A 19,917-nucleotide genomic window follows, 5' to 3' on the forward strand; every position below is an offset into this window, starting at 1 on the left:
GCCGTACATTTGTTGAAACTGGCAAGGACACCGCTTTGATGCTGACCGTATCAGGCGGCCCGGCAAAATCAATCGAATCCACCTCGAAGCTTCCACAATTTAGCCGCTTAATCTCTCCGGGCTTATCCCAGCCGATTGTCTTTATATACGCGATTATCCTATCACCCTCGCTGGGTGACCAAGGGCCGGACCATTTACGAGCCTTATCTTCCAAATTAATTTGCAGGTCATCCAAGGTGCCCGGCTCTGCATCGGTATAAGTAAAATCCAGCAGATAGCCAGACAACTCTTTTGTTATGTCCTTGCCGTTGTAGTTAATAACAACCTGGGCACGTCTTGCGTTAATGATATCGTTCATCGTCACACCTTCCACGGCGGTAGGTCGGACGCAGTTTCTTCCACTTCGGAAACCTCCGGCAGTTGCAGAACTGTCCCAGCAGAAAAAATAGAAACGTCGATGTAGTCCAAATTAAGGTTCATAATCTGGATCATCAACGTTTCGTCGGAAAATACTTTATAGGCAATCATGTCCCAGGTATCGCCCTGGATTGTTGTGTATGTCGTCATAGGCTCGTCCTCGCATTCTGACGCTTCATGGCCTGATACTGCTGCCGGAAAGAAGGTTCAGCGGCTTTAACTGCCTGCGTCATTACTTCTTTGTCCGCATTTCCTTGAATTACAATATTAAAATTAAGGCTCAAGTTATCACCGCCACCGCTTGGATTATAGCCCATAAGTCTATTGGTTTTTTCCAAGAGGTTCATAGAACGCGGCTTGTTGTTAATAGGAATCGCGGCTTCCCAGCCTGCCTCACCCATGATCGACGGACGGTTGGTAATGTCTCCATCTGCGAGCATTGGAATTTCGGGGATTCCTAAATTGCCTACACTACCGCCACCTGCCCATTCCGGCAATTCAAAGCTAAATCCGTTAATTTTTTGGATTGCTGAATTGATGATCCCAATGACTGCGTTAAACGCTTCTTTAACGGCACCTGTTATGCCATCCCATATACCGACGGCAACCTCTTTTATACCTTTCCATGCTAAATCCCAATCCCCCGTAAAAACTCCTGTCAAGAAGTCTATAACGCCACCCAATACATCAATAATCCCTCCGATAATCGGCTTGAGAATATTTATAGCACTTGTCACAACCGTAGTGATAACGGGCCACGCCCACTTGAATATACCGACCAAACTATCAATCACAGGCGCAATACCTGTGTTGTATATTGCCATAATCAGCCCGCCGACCTTGCTAAACAGCGCTCCGATTTTAGGCAGCCATGCAGCCAACACCGAACTGACTTGCGGCAACAAGGTCTTTGTCAAATATCCAAAGACTGACGTAAATACGGGGCCTAGTTTTGAAGATATGGAGGATGCTAATTTAGCGACCAAAGGAATTATGGCATTGAAGGCTTGCTTACCGACTTTCATAAGTGGAGCGAGCAAGGATGTGACGGAATGCAATGCAGGACCGATCCCTGTAGCAATAGACTCAATGACAGGTGTTATGGAATCGCGAAGGCTGCTCACACTGTCTACAATTCCACCAAGATCCAAACCGCCACCAAACGTAAAAGCATCTTTGAAATATGATGATATATCGTCCATGACTGGCTTGAGACTTGTAACAAAGTCCTCCGCCTTGCCTCGTATATTATCGAATATTTCAACAGCGCTATTAGACATCTGGATAGCCTGATCCGGGCCGAATCCAATGGACTGCAAACCTTTATTGATTTGCTGGACACCCGATATATCGCCCGAGCCGATTGTGACGTTGTAAGCTACATCGCCCAATCCTTTTAGGATATCAACGTAGGGCTTCACTTCGGAGAGTCGATCAGCGATATCGGTAATGGCACCGGATAGCTTGTAAGCATTGTCCTCACTCAGCCCCAGTTCTTTTCCGATTTCGGTTATTCCGACCGAAGCGGTGTAATACCCGGTATTATTCCAAGTGTTTTCAAGTAGCTGACCGCTTTTTTTGATAATTTTACCGACACGGCTTAAATCTTCTCCCACACCAGAAAAGAATTTACTTATCATCGGTCCCGTTTGATTAAACCAGTTACTAAATTTATTAAAGGCTGGCAGCAGCAGATTAGAGACAGGAATAATTATGCTTGTAAGCAACTGCCGACCGATCCCCTTAAACGCATCCCCCATGCTGCTGTATTTTATTTTCGCCATCTCGTCAATGCTGTTCTTGGTCTTATCGAACTGCTTTTTGACGTTCCCGTAGGACTTGATTACGCGAGCTTCCAAATCTTCGGCTTGTGTACCGAATAACTGCACAGAAACAGCATTCTTCAAAACCGGGTCCTTCACAGCTTCGATAGCTTTCACAGTTTTCAGGAATGCTTCCTGTGCGGTCTTACCGCCTTTGGCGAATGCTGCCGTCATCGTTTTGCCGCCTAGACCGATGGATTTATAGGCTTCCAGTGAGCTTTTGGAACCGTCTTTTGTACGGATACCAAATTCCTTAATACCGTCCATTAAGGTGTTATCCTGTTGGCTTTTTATCCAACAGTTCTACCAGTTTCCTTTCCTAGTAGATCAGCATATCTTTTCACTCTCCCATAAGAGTGTCGCGGCCTCTTGGGTCTATTATTCCAAGACCTATGCGTTGCCCCTGACTGCCCTTTGAACAGCCTTCGGTTCGGATTAGCATTGCAGCCTCCCCGCTTAATTCCGCGATTTATAGTCGGCAACGGTTTTATACCGACTTTATCAAGGTTGAACGCCCCAGCATCCAGACCTGCAGCAAAGATGTCGAACATACCCTCTGCGCTGAATCCCAATTTTGCAAAGTAGGCCGAATATTCATTGGCGCTGTCCAATAATTCGCCGCTCTTGTCCAGGCCCTTTTGCGCACCCTGGGCAAGCAGGTTGTAAGCCTGTTCCGAAGTGACACCAAAGTTTTTCATCATAGTGTCCACTGTTTTGATAGATTCATCAACGTCCAAATTCTCGAATGTATCCCGCAGCACGATAGCCCCACGAGCTGATTTTTCAAGCTCTGGCCCGGTCTGCTTTAAGACGTTTTTCGCTTTACCAACAACAAGCGCCAGATCGTTCCAGTCCTCGCCCAATTTAGCATTATAGAGATTCTTGGCAATGTCTTTCATGCCCTTCATCTGCGCCTCTGTTTGCCCTGTACTGGCCTGAATTTGAAGCATGGCCTTCTGGTATTCGTCCGCATATTTAAACGCAAAAAAGCCGCCCGCAGCCACGGCAGCTCCCGCCATCATTCCAGCTCCACCAGCGGCAAATAACGCTCCGCCGCCTCCTGAATCCTCTCCGCCAGATCCACCGCCACCACCGCCCGAAGGACCGTTAATGCGCTGGATATCTCGCATTCGTTTCTCTAATTCTTTAATCTGCCGGACATAGGCTTCTATATCATTACCGAACTGATTTGATGGCATGCGGATACGAGTTATGTCTGTGAGAAGTCGTTTCATTTCCCTCAGATCCGGAATGACAATTTTCAATTCGCTAATCATATTCTGGAAAACGTCTTTCGGGCCGTTTATTCGCTTGATATCTTTAAATTCATTCTCCAGCTTCTTCAAATCTTCTCGGATATCTTTGACGATATCTCCGGTAATCCGCATGGACTGAATGACACGTATTTGAGCCTCAACCGCTTTAGCAGCCGCCATCATAGGTTCGAATACTTTCGCCCCAATCCTCAAATGACCAAGGGCTTTGAGTTTGTGTTCAAGCCCCTGCACATTGACCTCTAGAGCACGGGTTATGTCTCCCGACAAACGCATGGACTGGAGCCGTGTAAGCTCCGTCTTCACGTCCCTGATATCATCTTTGAGGGGCTTAAAAACGTTTTCCCCGACCCGGTTGGCATTTACGCTTTGCAGCTTAGTATTTAACTGCCCAACTTCTTGTTGCAAATTGGTGATCGCTCCGGTCGGCATTTGGAGGTTTTTCAGTTCTTTAAAGCTGTTCTCAAGACCATTAACTTTTTGAATCGCCTTATCAAACGCGCCAAAAAAGCTTTGGTCAAGGTTCGCCGCAAGCTTCATCGCTACATCATATTCGCGCCCCACTATATCACTGCCCTTTCTTCCGGGCTTCTTCTATCGCCTTTTCTTTTTTTATAGAATACGAAGCAAGAGCGTCTTGCCATTTGGGTATATCATTTATAGGCTGATCCAGCCAAAAATCTATACTGTTACGCGTCTCAATCGAAAGCGACAGTGCCATTTCCCTAATATAAGATGCGACGTCTAGGCTTGAAGCGATTGAAGCAAAAAACCTTGTGCCATAACAGCCGCTTTAGAAAAATAGTTCCCAGGTAGTTCAAGTATTAAGTCCATAGGGACACTTGCAGCTTCGGCGCAAACAGCAGCTTGATATTCCATCGACATCGCTTTAACTGGAGTCTTCATGTCCTCAAGATCCAATCTTTTAGTAAGTGCAATCAACTTGCGCCCATTGATTTTATTAAAGTCGAATTTCAATTCCGTGTATTTTTCACCTTCAAAATCCCAAGGTTCGGAGAATTTAAGTGTATATTGTGATGGGCCCTCTACCGTTGCTTCCGCTGCTGATTTTGTCTCTTTTGTTGTATCTACTGTCATGTTATATACCTCCATAGTTTAATCCGGGCAAACGCCCGGAAATGATTAATTTCCAAGCGCCTGACGGATCTTTGCATAGTAGTCAACACCGTTGATAACACAGACAGAGTTGTATTTATCAAGCTCCATCTTGACCACGCCGTTCAATGTGATTTTGATATAGGTAACTTCAAATTCCACGGAATTGTCCGATGTAGCCCCGGGCTCCAAACTTCCCAATCCCATATTTTTTGGAACGCCACGAAATGAGAATTTATATGGAACTACATCCAATTGCCCTGTCAAACGGTTCTGGATTTGGATAGCCGCCCGTAAATCAATGGCGTGTATTTCTTGAGCAAAAAGGTCATAGTAACTTTCTTCGTGTGTCCGAAAATTAAGCGTGGTGGATAAGGCATCAAACTGCGCCATAGTTGGCGTATTGACCGTACCATTAATACCGCCACCCGTTACGTCTTCTGCCAATAATGCAATTTCAGGCATGTCCACAGTTGTAGTACCCAAATACTGCGAACCGTTGCGGTAAGCCTCATACTGTATCGTCCGTTGACTGATTTGATCTTTACTCAATGTTCAAACCCCCTTTAAGCTGCGAACAACGATGCGAAATAAGAAGCATCGTATTCCAGTACAAAATCAATATCCTGACCCGGAGACGGCGGCGCGATGTACACATGAAATTTCAATTTGCCGTCAATCAGATTCTCTATCGGATTTTCGGAAGCGTTAAATTCAACACGCCCACCCAATAAATAACCAGCAGCTACCAGACCATTTATCCATACATTGACCGAATCCGTTATAGCCTCAATCATTTTTTTATTGGTTGGATCATCGAGGTACTTCCAATAGGTGAGCGTAAGAGTGTTACCGATCCAATTGAACATCCGTCGCACCGGAATAAAGCTGCTTTGCGGGTCTTTAGCATCCGGGTAAACTCCTGTCCGGTTACCCCATACCACAAACCCTTCAACAAAATTGAGTGCTGTTACGATCCCTTGCGCATTAAGATACTGCGCCTGTTGTGGACCCAGCAAAAAGTCACGATCTGTCATAGCAGTGCCATCAATATTCGCGGTTGTATTCGACGGAGAAGTCGAAGGAATGCCGCCATTATCAACGTCTGATTTGACCGTCGCCGCTGCCACAACCGTAGACATGTGATATTCCAAACCGTCCTTGGTAGCCAGCGGATAGGTGTTAATCTGCTGCGGGTCCGTATAAGCATTGTCCTTCTTCCACTTCGCTATCTCGGTATATACAACGTTGGCTGGCAGGTCTGTAAGCGCCGTTGCTTTAAAATGCCCACCGTTAAGCGAATTAGCTTTCGCAACCATAATCGCGCCGACCACAGGATTTTCCGAAAAGCCTGGCGCAGCAATTAGACCGGGCACAATACGGAACAGTGGGAAAATTTGATCCAGCAATTCCAGCCCTGTAGCAACGCCAGTGTCTACATCCACACCGCCGATAATGTCCGCAGGCGTGATTTTGCTTTGGTCCAGCTTGCTGTAGCCAATTTTGACCGTTTCACCAGATGCCAACGCGCCGGAAGCGATACGGGATACCACCAGATTTCCAGCAACGTTAAAGGATAGCGCGTAATCAGTATCTGGTGTATATGTGGTCGTTCCATCCGACGATGTGACCTGCACAGACGTTTTAATGATCCCTTGCGCGGCAACCGTCAGCGTGCCGTTTACCAATGTATAAGGTGCGGCTGAGACTGTGGTCGCGTGCTTCGCGGGGTCCAGCACATTAATGAAGACTACGGGAGACTGCTTGGCGATCTTGAAATGGAAATGTATGAACTCGGAAAGGGTAAAGCTCTCCCAATCTTCCGAATATCCGAACGCGGCAACCGCGTCAGCCCACGATTCGCACAGAATCGGTTTATTAACTGGAGCTGTCTCCAACGTACTAAGATTGACTGGAGCCGTACCGAATACAACAGGTAAGGTGACGTTGAGCCGCACAGGGGTAATGACAGATGCGGGCTGTTCAGTGATAAAAACGCCATGACGTTCAGCCACTTAAATCACTCCTTTTTGAATCGCCGCCACCACAGCGGCATAAGCGATGTTTTGAGTAGTTCCCGGCTGGTCCATCGCCACTCTAGCGGCTGACAGATCAGCAACCGGGACAAACAGTTCAGTGATTGCAGGAACTTTATCTGAAATATCGCTCAGATATGCCGGGAACCCGCCCAGTGAAATAAAATACTTCGCCAGTCTTCCGCCCGGTAAATTAGGACCAATGTAAATCAGTTGTTCCCGTTCGGCTGCGGCTGCTCGGGCAGGCTGGACGGGAACTGTAGGTGAAACGTCTTTCTTATCTTTAGCAGGGGGCTTTCCGACCTGTTTATCCTCTTGATTTTCTGTTTTTTCAGTAGTCAAACTGAACACCCTCTCTTATAGCAGGAATAATCCAACTCATGTCCACGTAGCCGAAGAAATAAGGCCATAAATTTTCCTCGTCAAACAGAGAACACGTCAGTTGGGGTTCCAAAATGAATTGCTTGTCCAACGTTCGGTTGGTAAGAAAGTGCTGTCTGATGCGCTGTGTGATATTAAGGACAGTATCTTCACCGCGCATGTCCAGCCCTTCATCAATGATTCCAACGCTCAACATAATGGCGCACGTTGAATTCTCAGTATCCGAAACATCGACAGTATCGCCAACGCGAACAAGGATGAACGGGTAATGATTGTCATCATCCTCGCTACTTTTTGCTGGCAGATTCTGCGCATAAATGTTTAGTTTGGACAACTCAGCGCGTGCATTGAGGTATGTGGAGTCAGCAAAAAGACGCTCCAGTTCTTTGACTAAAGCGTCTCTAAGCATAAACGGGGTCATTTTTTCAACTCCCTATCCAGTTCGTGCATAATACGTTCTTCAAAGGCTTCTCGGGCCTTCTGTTCAACAGGAGTTCGCACCCTTGGCTGATTGAACATTTCTGGAGCCGGAGGACCGTACAGACGGCGAATAGGCAGCCTCTTTTTCCCCTCACGAACAAATATCTTTGCTCCGTGTATATCAGCTACAAAGGCATTTTTAATTGGCTTAACTGCCCCACCCTTCTTGACAGCAGCTTTTATAACCTTTGGACGTTTGCCTTTTTCCCTAGCCTTTTTCGGGGTGAACTTGTATTTATCCAGTCCAGTTCCCCGGCTGGTTGACCGCACCACGCTTGTAGTAGATGAAGCGCTGGCCTTGGTGGTTGACAATGTTTTATTTACATCGCCTGATTTGATAATATATTCTTTAGCGATTTCTTTTTTTACATTGGTCCGTGCATTAGATGCAACACGGTTCATCGCTCGGGACACAACCACTTTAGCCTGAGATTTGACCTTCTCATAGCGCTTCTTCATGACTGCAAGCTCTTTGGTATCGACGCGAATCATGATCCTTTACGCCCCAACGTGACGGTAACCATATTCTCGTCATCTTGGATATCTGTCACCGTATAGGTGCGTTCGTCGAACCTGATTTTGCTCTGTAGTGCCGGAAGCCTGCCAAAGTGTAGGAAGAAGTCAGCCCGCTGGGCATAAAACAAAAGATCGGCATCGTATACGCCATCTGTAGGGTTAGCGGCGCTACTTTTCCGATCTCTCAATTCATCATCATCAACAATAACCAACATTTTGACAGGCGGTTCAGGTGTGGCAGGCAGTCCATTTTTCGGCGGACTCATAAAAGCAATTTCATGCCAGTCCGCAAACTCACGTTCATTCAAGAAAACGAACTTCACATCCCGCTCGATCTGATCCTTAAAATTGAACGGTTTTATCAATTCAGTTTGAATATCGCTCATGACGCGCCTCCTAACCCCTTATTCTGTAGCTTTGTCGTCCCTAGGTTTGGCAGCATTCTTTTTGTCATCCTCTACCATTCCAAGATCAATCAGTCGTTGAATTGCCTCTTTGCCAATACTAGCAGGGACCTCTTCACCAATTTTGTAATTCTTATCGTTGTGACGAATATTCCACGTTGCAATATATGCCATCTCTGTTTTCCTCCTCTTTAGTTAAGAACCTTAGCTACATACCATCCGTCCACATTTTGCGGAACGACGATAGGACGGGCCAACATTTGCAAGTAACGAGCTGCAGGTTCTCTAGTTGTCCATGATTGCGGTGTTACCTTGGCACGAACAAATTGGAATTGTCCATTTTCGCCCATGATCAAGATTGCACCATAATTGAATTCAAATGGTTTTCCGTCTGGCAGTAACGCAAGTGTTCCAGCAGGAATGTAATCCTGTTCTTTACCTTCTTCGTCGGTGTATGAATTCGTGTATGACCAGATATGAATAGCAGCCTGACGCAAATAACCGTGATAGACAACCCCCTCTGGTAAGAGTTCTGTATTCAAATTCCCAACATCCAGAGTCTCTTTTTCAGCCTTGATTAGTGCGAGCAAAGTAGGATGACGAACTATTGCAGAACCAACCTCAAAAGTAGTCAACACCTTTCTCATGGTCAGACCACTTTTACTCATAACGGTCATTTTCTTTTCAGTGAGATACTCAACAACATCAAAAGTTGGGTCCGAGAAGTCTTTACCAGAAAGAACTTCCTTGTTGGTAAAATCCCAGTCCAATTCCTGATTCACGCCTTCGCCAATTTGCGTTGTCTTGCCTGTGAACATGGTTTCGGACAACTGTTGAACCTTCCGGCGGTCGATTGTACTCAACAATTCAGCCGTGTCTTCGATCAAGAGTTTCTGTGCCCGAACATCCGGGGAATCAGGGTTGTACAAAGTCTCTCCAGCACGTCGTACCTTTAGATCGTTCCGAGTGATGACACGCATAGGCTTAACTAACGCTGGCTTGTACTGCTTGGCAGTAAATCCAGTGCGAAGCACGACCTTACCCGGCATCAATTCATTGACATAAGGCGCCAGAGGACGGCGACCTTTCTTGGTCTGGATTTCAATTTCATCGGAGTCGAAGGTTTCTCCTTCGGATGCATATGTGTCCAGTAGGTAATAAGAATCCTGTGGAAATGCTTCAACTACACGGAATAACTGCGGAAATGCGTAAATATCTTTTGTCATAATCTATTAATCCTCCCTATTTAACTACTCGTTTTGTGATAAGACCGATATTGCGCATGGCGACCTCGTGTTTTGCAACTGTATCAGTGCCGCCAAACTTGAGAGCATCACGATTAAACTCACCGGATGTGTACGCCACAGCCCGTGCGTCCTTAGTCGTAGCGTCAACCTCTTCGTCTGCCAAGATGCAGTATGGATTCTCAATACCGCCCGTCTTACTCGAATCTACTGTCACAGTGATGGGTGTTCCTGCGTACGGATCTGTTTCAGCGAGCTGACTTTGTCTGCCCAAGACAGTACCGCGTGTAACCACTCCAGACCCCGCCTTGACAATAATTGCAATGACCGTTTTCGGTTCGACTCCACCTGCGTACAGATTGTCATACGGCTGGCTTTCGTAAGCTGGCATTATTTACGACCTCCCTTTTTGTTTTGAAGCTGTTTTGCATACTCAATCATGTTGTTTACGGCTTTTTCGTTTTCAGCCTCATCATTTGATGCACCACCAGCGATTACAGGCGCTTCCGGGGATACATTTTTCACACCGCTGTCGTCCGAATCTTGCTGACGTTGTGTTCCTTCTTGGCTTACACGCGTAATTGATGCCTGAACGATTTTCATAGCCACATCACCAGCGGTCTCGCCATTTGCGATGGCATCTTTAATAAATGGCTTTGCACCTGGGGCGCCCTCCATATTCGTCAGCTCGTTGATGCGGCTACGTTCAGCTGCAGTAGCTAGATTTACCACCTCGTTGTACAAGTCTAGGTGTTCGTTTTTCAGTTGGTTTAAATCCATTGGTTTGTTTTCTCCCTTCATTTCGATGATCTGATTTTTTAACTCCTCCGCTGTGACTCCAGCCTGCGGAGTGAGGCCTTTATTTTTGTTAACAGCAGTTATTGGTTGTTTGCCACCAGAAAAAAATGATGCATTAGGGCTGCCTTGCAAGGGAATTATCCTTTCCGGCCCGCCATCACCAAGCGTTGGAGGCTGATTTGTGAATCCGCCGCTTTTAAGAAGCTCGTTGCGAACCTTGTTTATGACCGCCTCTGGCAAAACTCCGTCACTGCCGAGCATATCAAAAGCGCTGTTGGTAACTTCTGCGGCGCCTTCACTGAACATTATTTCGTCCGCAAATCCAAGTTCGACAGCCTTCTGAGCATTCATCCAAGTTGTATTATTCATGAGAGTAAGAAGCTCGTCTCTTGTCTTACCCGTTCGGAGTGAATAAGCATTGGTTATCGCCTCATCTGTGCTTCTAAGCAAGGCGGAAGAGCGGTCGTGGTCGTTCTTGTCACCATCAGTCCCCGTTGCCGCGTTGTGAATCATGATCTGTCCTGGCGGTGATATCTTGATAACGTCAGCACCCGAAATCATGACCGAAGCAGCAGAAGCCGCTACACCCGTTACTTTCGCCGTGATCTTCCCGGGGTAATCTTTGAGTAAAGTGTAAATCTCAGCACCATCAAAGGCGGAACCGCCAAGAGAATTTACGTACAATTCGATCTCGTCGCCATTTGCTGCGTCAAGCTCCCTAGAGATCATCCCCGGGCTCACAGCCGGAATACCAAACCATTGATAAATCCATGCGTTTGCATCCCCGATTATCGGCCCGTTAGCCTTGATCTTCTTTGGCATTTGTGTTTTCACTCCCTTCCTCATTGTCGTTGTCTTTGTCGCCCTCATCAGACGGTTCAGATGGCGTAACCGGAGCTGGTGCAGTTCCTTCGGTCAGTCCCAGTTCCTTGAGTCGTGCTTTCTCATACGCACGCTGTTGAATGTTTTGTTCCCATGATCCGCCGTTCAGCTCGACCGTTTCCTTTGTGGCTGTACTTAAATTGTTCTCAATCCGGGTAACAGCAGCGCCTACTTCCTTGGTTGGATCAAGTAAACCTTGACTTGGACCGTGCCATTCAGCTCGTGTATAGGCAGCAAAAATAGCCGGGTCATCAAAGATGCCAGGCGCGTTTATTCTACCTTTGGTTACAGCCTCAACAAACCATTCTTCATAGATAGGCTGGCAAAACGTTTTAGCCAACCATGATCGGCGCATGCGGTACATTTTCCAAGCCTCCAGCAATGCTCCACGAGAAGCCGAGTACGAGCTGGTGAACTGCTTGGTCAGTATTTCATATGGCAGTTCAAGAGCTGCTGCAATCTGTTTCAACAGCGCCCTAACAAAAGCCTCGTAGTTCGGATTCGGCCTTAATGGATTGGCGAACTGAACGTCCTCCCCGGGGTCCAGATAAACAATAGCGCCTCGGCCCATCTTTATGTTGTCGCCGCCTGTCCCGGGTATAGGTTCTTGATACTGGTTGTGAGTTTCCGGTTCATCCATGCCATAGGGGTCTTGTCCATCATCCCCTGGAGTTTTTACAAACACGGTGTACATTGAAGTGATGACAGCAGCCATCAATTCCGCTTCTGTATACTGGTTGAGCAGCTTTAAAGATTCGATAATAGGCGCAATAATCGGTATGCCCCGGCGTTGTCCCGGTCGTTCTGCCTCAAAAAGATGGATGACATTAATTCTGCCTGTCTGCCCGCCGTATTTCTCGACCCGAACCCACTCCCTTTCGTTGGTCAGATCAAACCTGCTACTGCCCGGATGTCGGTTGCTGAAATGGTAGGCAACTACCATACCGTCTGCGTCAACCTCAACGCCAGATTGGACCCGATCCACATTGTCCAACTGCACATTAAAGGGCGTATCACAGCGGTCAGCTTCTACAAGATTGATACGCAAGTCATAAACCGCATGATCTCGCGGAAGCATCGGCAACAAACTGAATACATCCCCACTCATTAAGGTTGACAAGAAAGCCAAGGCTTGCAACTCATAAAAATCATTGAGCCCTGCCGCATCGCATTTGCTTGTTTCAGCCCACAGCGCCCATTCACGGTGTATGTTCGCCCTCAGATCCTCGCTTTCTTGATCGCTGAGGTTCAGGAACTTGGAATCAAAGGCTGGGTTGAGGCGTAAGCCGGTACCGACTATGTTCGTTCGCAAACCCTTGTGAGCTGCTGCAACAACGTCAGATCCCATGTGTAAGTCTCTGGCTCGGGCTCTCAGCTCGTTAATATTCTCATGAATATCTGCATCAGCGTCACCAACTGGCGTTTGCCACATGACCATAGACGATTTTGTACGGCTGGCTCCATGCCTGCCATATCCTTTACCAACAAATGACTCTTTGTAGCTATTAATAACTGCCTGGGCTGCTTCATGCCTTGCAACATCCAGACGGGACGCCTCTCTTTTAGCCGCAATTCCTGGGGCGACAAAGTTTAAAGTCTTGTCCAGCCAGTTCATCGGTCAAACGGGGTGATTCCTCTCACCTTGCTTCTCCGTTTCACTCCCGGATTTTCCAAATCGTCAACGATGCGACCATAATATCTCTTGCGCTCCAGTACCACGTTCATGTCTGTCCGTGTCATCGACCGACCGGCGATGGTATATGATTTTCCTGTAGCGAGTGCCGTCTCAGCGTCGCACCAGAGCTTGTACATCATTTGAGCCTCAGCTAAAGTCATTTTTGGCATATCCCCTGTTCACCTCCTTCACATAATTTACAAGCTGCTAGAAACATTCCTTTTCTTTTTCCGCTGCTGCGGCCGTACCGGACCCGTAACCACGTTTCCCGGCTCGGGTAGTGGCAGGTCAAAATTCGGATTCATCATTTCGATTGCGGCACGGTTATAAACCGCAAGGTCAAGGGCTTCATTCCGCGCCCTGGTCTGCACCCAAACGGTATAAGGAATCCCGTTTTTGTAGCGGGTGACAAGCTGTTCCGCCGTCAATTGCTTAAAATATTCCTCGTCGTATACGAACGGATCAGGGTTATCCGGGTTCGGTAGCGGAAAACGACATGACCCGGGCTTTCCAGGTTCGATTGTAAGCGACGAAAACACCTTGGCCTTACCTTCGGCTACCCCGAGCCGAATAACCGTAGCACGGTGGACATTGTTGTCTGTGGTGCCGTTTAAAAGAGGTGTGTGTGTACCGTCACCGCTGTCCTCACCTTTAATTGCATATATCCCGCGTGAGGCACGAGGTTTGCACCACTTGTAAACCTCGCGAGTGAAGTGTCCGCCTGAGTCCATCAATGTTCGGCGTATGCGAAACTTCCTGCCCGCTGCGTCCTGCCATGTCCGGGACAAAAATTCGTCCAGATCATCCCAAACATCCTGCAATTTCAGGTCACCATATACCCGGTGATACTGTATTCTCCAGCTAGAATAATCTTTTCCCCAGCCATTGACGTCAATCTCGAACCGATTGTCCTGGGTGTCGACCGCAGCCGTAAGGAATTTCACGCCTTCCGGCACCCTCGCCATGTACATTTCACGGCGATGCATCAGCATTTCATGTTCTACCTTCTGGCCTTCTTCCTCCCAGGACTCTGCCATAACGGTATTGAAGAAAGATTTAAGCAGTTGCGGGCCGCCTCTTTTAGCCTTTTTGAAGTCCTCAACGACCATTTTCCAAGTGTAATTTATGGTCGCAGCAAGGGAATTCAGTTGGAATCCACGGGTTTTTGAGTGTTCTTTGCCCGCAATCCACACCGCCCGGTTAGCGTAATCCCGTTTCCATTCATGTTCTGAGTGCAGCGCCCCGCATTCTTTACAGAACATATTCACTTCCGTACAAGTGCGAGTTTCTTCGTCATACTGGAATTTGATTTGTTGCCATTCCAGCGTTTGCAAATGGTCGCATGACGGACAAGGGAAGTGAAGCTTTTCCTGCGTGCTGTCCTCGTACAAGGCTTCGATCCTGGACTTACCCTTAACGGTCGGCGTGGATACGAAAACCATCTTGCGGTTGTAAAACGTCTTGGTACGGGCCACAACCAAGGAAACCGGGTCACCCTCTTTACCAGCGGATACCGGAAAGCGGTCGATCTCGTCCGCAATGACTACCCGGATTGGCTTGGAAGCCAATGAAGCGGGTGAATTTGCCCCGGCAATGTTGATTCGGCCTCCTGGGAACGTCTTGTACAGGATCGTATTTCGACTGTCACGGCTCTTATCCTTGACCACCAATGGAGATAATTGCGGTGAATCCCGGTACATCGGGGTCAAACGGTCATTAGAAAAATCCCGTGCAACCATCAAATCCGGCTGTATAACCATGATTGGAGCCGGGTCATGCCCCGTAAAATACCCGATGGCATTCAGTTGCATTGCCGTTTTACCCAGTTGAGCGCCGAACATCATGACAACCGATTCAACATTCTTGTCCGATATGGCTTCCATCGGTACCTTCTGGTATGGCGAGCGACTTGTTTTCCACGGCCCTGGTTCTGCTGAGTCTTCCGGCGACAAAACCCGGTGTTGATCAGCCCACTCTGCTATGCTGATCGGATCGGGAGGTTTGACAAGACCAATTGTGTCAACAAGAAGTTTGAACGTCCGTTTACGCTGCGCGTTCATTGGTCATCTCCTGCCAAGGGATCATACTTTGCAAGAATGAACAGCGCTTCTTCTATCCGGTCTTCCAATAAGCGTCTGATCTCTGGCTCATCATTCATATAGGACAGCTCTCCAGCGAGTTTCGGAGGAAGTCCGGTCAGCCTCTCCCGGAAGTTAACCAACAGCACACCCCAAGCGTGCTGAACGTCTGCTGTCGTATGCAGGTTGTTCCGCTTTTCCTCCAGTTCCAACATGGCAATTTGCTTTTTAATTTGCTCATGCTGTGCCTTTTCGTCTGCGAAACTAATCTTGCCCTCCTCAGTTGCCCCAGTCACATGTCGGATATATGCCTGTATGGAAGCAGCAAGGTCGTATTTCCCCCGACTTACCTGTGTAAGCACGCCGTCACGAGTTAATTGCCCGATCCATTGCTTGGTTTTGCCCACAACTGCTGCAAATTCACTGGTTCCGACGATGCCCTCCGGTCTGTTCTCTCCTTTCCCCATATCTGACCACCTACTTTCCATTTATTCATCAAATTCAGGACGCGCTATCAGACGTATTTTAAGCCCCTTTTTAGCGACGCATTAATAGAAGGGATAAATGTATACGCACAACACAAAAAGCCCTCAACAGGGACTGCACGAAGCCTGTGGGGCTAAAAAAGGAAAGTGTTTTTCGAATTCAAAATCTACGCGTTTTTCGGGCTCATGCGCACCCGTACCCATTTTCAAGCTCCAGAAGGACCCATTTTCCTCTCAGCCAGCCAAATTCATTCGATATTTTTAATCACTTCGGGTGCAGTAGCTTTCATCAATTCAGTTGCCTGCTCATGAGTAAAGCCTCGATCAAGCAGACAGGTACGCATCTCTTTCATTGCATCAGCAAACTTAGACGGCAGGAACTCAACTGTTTGACACACGCGCGCGCCTCCTTCTTTTATTTTTTAATCTTTAAATCATTTGGTATAAAGGGTCAGGCAAAACTTATGTCTATGTGTATGATAGACGGTGGTTGATGCACGAGTATTTTGATTGACTGTACATCCACCTTGTTGTCTTTGGCATACAGTACAACCTTACCAGCTATCTCTCGTTTTAGTTGATCATGGGGTATGTCATTCTTTAAATTAACAACGACTCTCATTTCTCTGTTCTCCAATAGATTCATCTGACAGTAGTAATTCTCTTCATGTTCCACAATCATCGTTATCATCCTCTCTGTTTTATGTATGAACACAAAAAAGCCACTCTTTTATAGGAGTGACTTCACCAATCGTATTATGTTTTCTGTATATAGATAACCCTTTTATACCAAGGTTTTTAGCGTCATATATACTTTATAGCACTAAAGTTACTTTATACGTTTATTAAAAGATTTAAAGAAAAGACCGTCCTCATAGCCGGACTGGCCTAGTTCACGTCTGAAAAAATGACGTGAACCCATGTTTTTTTAATTATCTTTTTAGATCGTTTAAACAGATGAAGGGCATATGAACGCTACGCTCCATATTAAGATCGTTGTACTTAGTTACTAAATACGAAGGAATAAGAGCATTATACTGAGAACCCTATTTAGCTGTCAAGCGGCCTGTTTTAGCCTAAATTCGGCCTTATACACCATTTATACATCGGTTCAGTTGGTACATTTTGCACACCATCATGAGAGTGTAATCCACTAAAACCCTTGATACATAAGGGATTACAGCATTCATACACTCTCCTAGTGGGGGACAATCATCCACCAGTAGAATCATGTTAGAGGGGTACAATCGTCCACCGAAAATATTCATTATTCATGTATATAGTGTATAAAAATTCGCTGTAAAATCTTCGACTTGCATGCAGTGCCGTTCACACCCTAAAAGCCGAGGTATCAGATTTGAGCCCCCAAGATTCAGAGGATGGAGGTATCAGATTTGGTACCCCCAGCTAGACACGTGTTCCCTGACGACGCTCTGTCCTGTTTCTTGGTACCTCAGAATGGGCTGCTGTCAATCGTACAAGCCACTGTAATAGTCTCATCACCATACCTCCTTTGGGCAAAGAAAAAAGCCGCTCGAATGAGCGACTATAATTTCAACCAGTCCCGTACTTCCTTGAGACCTCTATATGTCTTTGATAAAGGACTGTTTTGTTCTAGGTATTCAATGCCCTTCAAGGTGATTTTAGATGCATTAAGCCAAACAATACGGCCTCCTGCTATTGCAACGTTACTCAATAACCCTTCATCTTTGATAATTTGAGCAATGTCGGCAAATTCACCTTGGGATAATTCGTAATCAACTGCTTTTGGTTCATTGCCTTCCTGCACTTCTTTTAGAATACTGTAGATAATTTTTTTTCTATTCATAACCATCCTCCTGAGTTACCGTATATAGGGATAAGCAAATCGGAATTAATATTATGGTGCGATCCAACCTTTTATATATGCACCTATAAAACCACCGATAACAGCAGTAACGACAATTCGCGCAATTTCCCAAATCGCTTTGTACATTCTGTTTTTAGCAGCTTGGTCAATAATACGAAGTTTGATTTCAATCGCTGAAAGTGCATCATTCATTTGGACTTGTATATAGTCACCGAGTTTATACTCTTCACGATATATCCGCATTTTAATAAGATGCTGTTCATGATTTTGGTATTCTCTTAATATGAAGTCTTCAATCTTGGACCGAAGTATCTTTATCTGTTGGAAACTCAGATTGGTTTTCGCCAAGTTATCTAGCAGATCCAGCAATACATTCTTTATCTCTTCAGTAAGAATACTGAATGTTTCAGTTACAGCAGAGCTTGAATGCAGCACACCTCTTGTGTTTAATTCAGCCAGTTTATTTCGTGGTTTTCGGTTTATATGAGCAGAAGCTACAGTAAGAGCATTATCTATAAGGGTGTTGAAGTCCAATAGACCACCTCCTTCGACACAACAATTCGACACATAGGAAGGATATTCCTTTTCGTGCGCCGAAAGTATTAGTTCAAAAGGAGGTGCATTTGATGACTGAAAAAATAGAACATATGGCTCTCATTGTGTTTTTAGCAATAATGGTAGTTGGTTCAATTAGTACTGCAGCTATTAAAGCTTATAAAGAAACACCAGTGAAGATGGATCATTTGGCACAGTGGTATGACCAAAAATACGGACACTAATTAATAGCACCCTGCGGACTCGAACCGCACGCTTTCCTTTTGGCGCTGTAAATCCCCGGATCAGCTCCGGGGAAAAACACATCATATCAGAGACTATTTAAGTTTATCCTCTAATTCAGTCCACGCCTCCAAGATTCCGGCGATTGCATCTAGTTCATTGTCAAATGTTCTACTCACACGACCGTAACCGCCTCTCGGCCCCGGATCTTCGGACACGATTAATGCGATGTACACGTCGTTTCCCATATGAGCAATACTTGCGGTGTGTCTCTTACCGTTTATAATACCAGTCTTGATAAGGTTAGTTTCTGGTGCCAAGTCATGCCCTCCTTGTCGAAATTTTAATTACTAATTCGACACAGAAGAGGCGTTTCCTTTTCGAACTACATGAGCAGAAGCCCGGATTTGAACCGGGGCCAGCCAGAAGATAATCCAGCAGCACACCATGTATTCTGCATGTTGCACGGTGTGGGAATTGAACCCACGCGCTTAGGTCTGTTTTCTCGGGCCCGCCTGTGCTCTGCCACTGAGCTAACCGTGCATGAAAACCTCGCCAGACCGCACGAAGGCCTTTCGTACAGCCTGGGCTTACAGGTAGTTGATATAGGCTTTGTTTCGGAATCCGGTCTTACTGACGCGTCCGGCTACGCTCCCGATCCACTCTTTAACGGCTAGGATCACCGCATACAGATTCCACACGCCCGATATAAGCGCATAGACAGGCAAGAGTGGAGTAATTGCCCATCACGTACCTAAGACGCGTGGAACGCGCCCTCAAGCGGTCGTGAGAAGCCAAGGAAATAGGAAGAGAACAGCATGCCCGCTTGTCCTACCCTTGCAGCTCTCCGTAGGTCTTATAGCAAGGGGCCAACTGGTGCCGCTCGTCTTACGCCTATCACCGTCAAACAGGTATGTTGTCGTGTCGGGTGCTGCTCTCTTCTTGATTTCCTATGTTACTAATTTACCATGTGCAAAACCTAATGATTTATAGACATTTTAAATTTTTGTCTATATTTTTTCTATTTATTTTTAAAGTCCGAATTAAATTTTGTACCACCTTATGTAGTGCCTTATTATAGAAACAAAAAAAGACCGGAATTTCTCCGGTCCAATCATAGAGTGGTTAGTCGTACGTATACAGCCCAGGTAGCTCAGGCTTTTCGCCTTTCGCGATTGCAAGGTATCTGTTCACGACATCTTCACCTAGAATACTATAATTATATTTACCCTCATCTGTATCAAACCAAAATGTCCAGAGCATGCCCGTGACCTTTACATCAATAACAATTACAGGAGGGTCTGGGTCTTCGTTCGGATCACATCCAAAATCCTCAATAGATATCAAGAACCGTTCTAATAGTTTCCATTCTAGCGACTTCTCCACCTTGTCTTTAACAAAATGCGTAAATTCAGCATTTGTTAATTGGTGTATCCTGCCATAATCAATCCCGTTCACCTCTTCAAACACATCATTAAAGTACACACTGTTGAACCCACGACCTGGTACCTCGTCTAAATAGACGGTTGTGGAAGACTGGTATATTTCAACCCGATCAATCGTATAGACTTGTCCTTTAACTAAATGCTTGTTGTCCCATTCACGTGCCTTCTCGTAACCCCCACGATCCATATAACGAACCTTATTACCTTTTGCAGCTTTAAAAATGTTCATCGACATTA

At 46.3% G+C, this 19,917-nt stretch carries 24 protein-coding genes, 1 tRNA gene and 1 pseudogene; 1 reads left to right on the forward strand and 25 read right to left on the reverse strand.

What is annotated here, in order from left to right; translation table 11 throughout:
- The 22 genes and pseudogenes from QD47_RS08305 to QD47_RS08410 form a co-directional block, all read right to left on the reverse strand.
- A pseudogene (locus QD47_RS08305) lies at nt 1–358 on the reverse strand (phage late control D family protein); the annotation flags it as partial.
- A gap of 2 nt (nt 359–360) precedes the next feature.
- Nucleotides 361–567, reverse strand: a complete 207-nt coding sequence (locus QD47_RS08310; RefSeq protein ID WP_044645691.1) for a tail protein X — start codon at nt 565–567, stop codon at nt 361–363.
- The gene (locus tag QD47_RS08315; RefSeq protein ID WP_044645692.1) at nt 564–2,507 is read right to left on the reverse strand and encodes a phage tail protein; all 1,944 of its coding nucleotides are present in this window, start codon (nt 2,505–2,507) and stop codon (nt 564–566) included. The genes QD47_RS08310 and QD47_RS08315 overlap by 4 nt, the downstream gene beginning before the upstream one ends.
- A 23-nt stretch (nt 2,508–2,530) precedes the next feature.
- Complete coding sequence (locus tag QD47_RS30000; RefSeq protein WP_052646730.1) at nt 2,531–4,078, reverse strand: phage tail tape measure protein; 1,548 nt, start codon at nt 4,076–4,078, stop codon at nt 2,531–2,533.
- 180 nt (nt 4,079–4,258) lie between these two features.
- Nucleotides 4,259–4,612, reverse strand: coding sequence for a hypothetical protein (locus QD47_RS08330; RefSeq protein WP_052646731.1), 354 nt, complete (start codon nt 4,610–4,612; stop codon nt 4,259–4,261).
- 45 nt (nt 4,613–4,657) lie between these two features.
- Nucleotides 4,658–5,182 carry a phage major tail tube protein gene (locus tag QD47_RS08335; RefSeq protein WP_044645695.1) on the reverse strand — a complete coding sequence of 175 codons (525 nt, stop codon included), beginning with the start codon at nt 5,180–5,182 and terminating at the stop codon, nt 4,658–4,660.
- 14 nt (nt 5,183–5,196) lie between these two features.
- Nucleotides 5,197–6,645, reverse strand: coding sequence for a phage tail sheath family protein (locus QD47_RS08340; protein WP_044645696.1), 1,449 nt, complete (start codon nt 6,643–6,645; stop codon nt 5,197–5,199).
- Complete coding sequence (locus QD47_RS08345) at nt 6,646–7,008, reverse strand: hypothetical protein (RefSeq protein WP_044645697.1); 363 nt, start codon at nt 7,006–7,008, stop codon at nt 6,646–6,648.
- Nucleotides 6,998–7,468, reverse strand: coding sequence for a hypothetical protein (locus QD47_RS08350; RefSeq protein WP_044645698.1), 471 nt, complete (start codon nt 7,466–7,468; stop codon nt 6,998–7,000). The genes QD47_RS08345 and QD47_RS08350 overlap by 11 nt, the downstream gene beginning before the upstream one ends.
- Nucleotides 7,465–8,019: a phage tail protein gene (locus QD47_RS08355; RefSeq protein ID WP_044645699.1), complete on the reverse strand. Its 555-nt coding sequence runs from the start codon at nt 8,017–8,019 to the stop codon at nt 7,465–7,467. The genes QD47_RS08350 and QD47_RS08355 overlap by 4 nt, the downstream gene beginning before the upstream one ends.
- Entirely contained in the window at nt 8,016–8,429 is a 414-nt protein-coding gene (locus tag QD47_RS08360; protein WP_044645700.1) for a hypothetical protein, read from the reverse strand. The genes QD47_RS08355 and QD47_RS08360 overlap by 4 nt, the downstream gene beginning before the upstream one ends.
- Before the next feature lie 18 nt (nt 8,430–8,447).
- Nucleotides 8,448–8,621, reverse strand: a complete 174-nt coding sequence (locus QD47_RS32095) for a hypothetical protein (protein ID WP_161797158.1) — start codon at nt 8,619–8,621, stop codon at nt 8,448–8,450.
- Nucleotides 8,622–8,638: 17 nt separating this feature from the next.
- Complete coding sequence (locus QD47_RS08365) at nt 8,639–9,673, reverse strand: major capsid protein (protein ID WP_044645701.1); 1,035 nt, start codon at nt 9,671–9,673, stop codon at nt 8,639–8,641.
- Nucleotides 9,674–9,689: 16 nt separating this feature from the next.
- Nucleotides 9,690–10,082: a head decoration protein gene (locus tag QD47_RS08370; RefSeq protein WP_044645702.1), complete on the reverse strand. Its 393-nt coding sequence runs from the start codon at nt 10,080–10,082 to the stop codon at nt 9,690–9,692.
- On the reverse strand, nt 10,082–11,311 hold the full coding sequence (locus tag QD47_RS30005; protein WP_052646732.1) for a head maturation protease, ClpP-related: 1,230 nt from the start codon (nt 11,309–11,311) through the stop codon (nt 10,082–10,084). The genes QD47_RS08370 and QD47_RS30005 overlap by 1 nt, the downstream gene beginning before the upstream one ends.
- Entirely contained in the window at nt 11,289–12,986 is a 1,698-nt protein-coding gene (locus QD47_RS08380) for a phage portal protein (RefSeq protein ID WP_044645703.1), read from the reverse strand. The genes QD47_RS30005 and QD47_RS08380 overlap by 23 nt, the downstream gene beginning before the upstream one ends.
- Nucleotides 12,983–13,216 (reverse strand): DUF6148 family protein, encoded by a 234-nt coding sequence (locus tag QD47_RS08385; protein WP_044645704.1) that lies wholly within the window; start codon nt 13,214–13,216, stop codon nt 12,983–12,985. The genes QD47_RS08380 and QD47_RS08385 overlap by 4 nt, the downstream gene beginning before the upstream one ends.
- Before the next feature lie 27 nt (nt 13,217–13,243).
- On the reverse strand, nt 13,244–15,106 hold the full coding sequence (locus tag QD47_RS08390; RefSeq protein ID WP_044645705.1) for a phage terminase large subunit family protein: 1,863 nt from the start codon (nt 15,104–15,106) through the stop codon (nt 13,244–13,246).
- Nucleotides 15,103–15,591, reverse strand: coding sequence for a hypothetical protein (locus tag QD47_RS30010; protein WP_052646733.1), 489 nt, complete (start codon nt 15,589–15,591; stop codon nt 15,103–15,105). The genes QD47_RS08390 and QD47_RS30010 overlap by 4 nt, the downstream gene beginning before the upstream one ends.
- A 266-nt stretch (nt 15,592–15,857) precedes the next feature.
- Nucleotides 15,858–16,007: a hypothetical protein gene (locus tag QD47_RS32100; RefSeq protein ID WP_161797159.1), complete on the reverse strand. Its 150-nt coding sequence runs from the start codon at nt 16,005–16,007 to the stop codon at nt 15,858–15,860.
- Between the two features lie 1,148 nt (nt 16,008–17,155).
- Complete coding sequence (locus QD47_RS08405; RefSeq protein WP_044645707.1) at nt 17,156–17,437, reverse strand: YjcQ family protein; 282 nt, start codon at nt 17,435–17,437, stop codon at nt 17,156–17,158.
- A 51-nt stretch (nt 17,438–17,488) separates the two neighbouring features.
- Entirely contained in the window at nt 17,489–17,992 is a 504-nt protein-coding gene (locus QD47_RS08410) for a hypothetical protein (protein ID WP_044645708.1), read from the reverse strand.
- Between the two features lie 92 nt (nt 17,993–18,084).
- Between QD47_RS08410 and QD47_RS32105 the strand changes: the two genes are divergently transcribed.
- A complete protein-coding gene (locus QD47_RS32105; RefSeq protein ID WP_161797160.1) occupies nt 18,085–18,237 on the forward strand; it encodes a hypothetical protein in 153 nt (50 codons plus the stop codon).
- Between the two features lie 93 nt (nt 18,238–18,330).
- On the opposite strand, the gene QD47_RS08415 is transcribed toward QD47_RS32105, so the two are convergent.
- The 3 genes from QD47_RS08415 to QD47_RS08425 all read right to left on the reverse strand — a co-directional run bounded on the left by QD47_RS08415 (nt 18,331) and on the right by QD47_RS08425 (nt 19,915).
- Nucleotides 18,331–18,555, reverse strand: a complete 225-nt coding sequence (locus tag QD47_RS08415) for a hypothetical protein (protein ID WP_044645709.1) — start codon at nt 18,553–18,555, stop codon at nt 18,331–18,333.
- 142 nt (nt 18,556–18,697) lie between these two features.
- Nucleotides 18,698–18,778, reverse strand: a tRNA-OTHER gene (locus QD47_RS08420).
- A gap of 582 nt (nt 18,779–19,360) precedes the next feature.
- Entirely contained in the window at nt 19,361–19,915 is a 555-nt protein-coding gene (locus QD47_RS08425; protein ID WP_044645710.1) for a hypothetical protein, read from the reverse strand.
- Between the last annotated feature and the right edge of the window lie 2 nt (nt 19,916–19,917).

The organism is Paenibacillus terrae (assembly GCF_000943545.1).
Classification (GTDB): domain Bacteria; phylum Bacillota; class Bacilli; order Paenibacillales; family Paenibacillaceae; genus Paenibacillus; species Paenibacillus terrae_A.

Coding starts and splice junctions, on each gene's coding strand:
- QD47_RS08310 (WP_044645691.1), bottom strand. CDS start 567: ATGACGACATACACAACAATCCAGGGCGATACCTGGGACATGATTGCC.
- QD47_RS08315 (WP_044645692.1), bottom strand. CDS start 2,507: ATGGACGGTATTAAGGAATTTGGTATCCGTACAAAAGACGGTTCCAAA.
- QD47_RS08330 (WP_052646731.1), bottom strand. CDS start 4,612: ATGACAGTAGATACAACAAAAGAGACAAAATCAGCAGCGGAAGCAACG.
- QD47_RS08350 (WP_044645698.1), bottom strand. CDS start 7,468: ATGACCCCGTTTATGCTTAGAGACGCTTTAGTCAAAGAACTGGAGCGT.
- QD47_RS08355 (WP_044645699.1), bottom strand. CDS start 8,019: ATGATTCGCGTCGATACCAAAGAGCTTGCAGTCATGAAGAAGCGCTAT.
- QD47_RS08360 (WP_044645700.1), bottom strand. CDS start 8,429: ATGAGCGATATTCAAACTGAATTGATAAAACCGTTCAATTTTAAGGAT.
- QD47_RS32095 (WP_161797158.1), bottom strand. CDS start 8,621: ATGGCATATATTGCAACGTGGAATATTCGTCACAACGATAAGAATTAC.
- QD47_RS08365 (WP_044645701.1), bottom strand. CDS start 9,673: ATGACAAAAGATATTTACGCATTTCCGCAGTTATTCCGTGTAGTTGAA.
- QD47_RS08370 (WP_044645702.1), bottom strand. CDS start 10,082: ATGCCAGCTTACGAAAGCCAGCCGTATGACAATCTGTACGCAGGTGGA.
- QD47_RS30005 (WP_052646732.1), bottom strand. CDS start 11,311: ATGCCAAAGAAGATCAAGGCTAACGGGCCGATAATCGGGGATGCAAAC.
- QD47_RS08380 (WP_044645703.1), bottom strand. CDS start 12,986: ATGAACTGGCTGGACAAGACTTTAAACTTTGTCGCCCCAGGAATTGCG.
- QD47_RS08385 (WP_044645704.1), bottom strand. CDS start 13,216: ATGCCAAAAATGACTTTAGCTGAGGCTCAAATGATGTACAAGCTCTGG.
- QD47_RS08390 (WP_044645705.1), bottom strand. CDS start 15,106: ATGAACGCGCAGCGTAAACGGACGTTCAAACTTCTTGTTGACACAATT.
- QD47_RS30010 (WP_052646733.1), bottom strand. CDS start 15,591: ATGGGGAAAGGAGAGAACAGACCGGAGGGCATCGTCGGAACCAGTGAA.
- QD47_RS08405 (WP_044645707.1), bottom strand. CDS start 17,437: ATGAATAGAAAAAAAATTATCTACAGTATTCTAAAAGAAGTGCAGGAA.
- QD47_RS32105 (WP_161797160.1), top strand. CDS start 18,085: ATGACTGAAAAAATAGAACATATGGCTCTCATTGTGTTTTTAGCAATA.
- QD47_RS08425 (WP_044645710.1), bottom strand. CDS start 19,915: ATGTCGATGAACATTTTTAAAGCTGCAAAAGGTAATAAGGTTCGTTAT.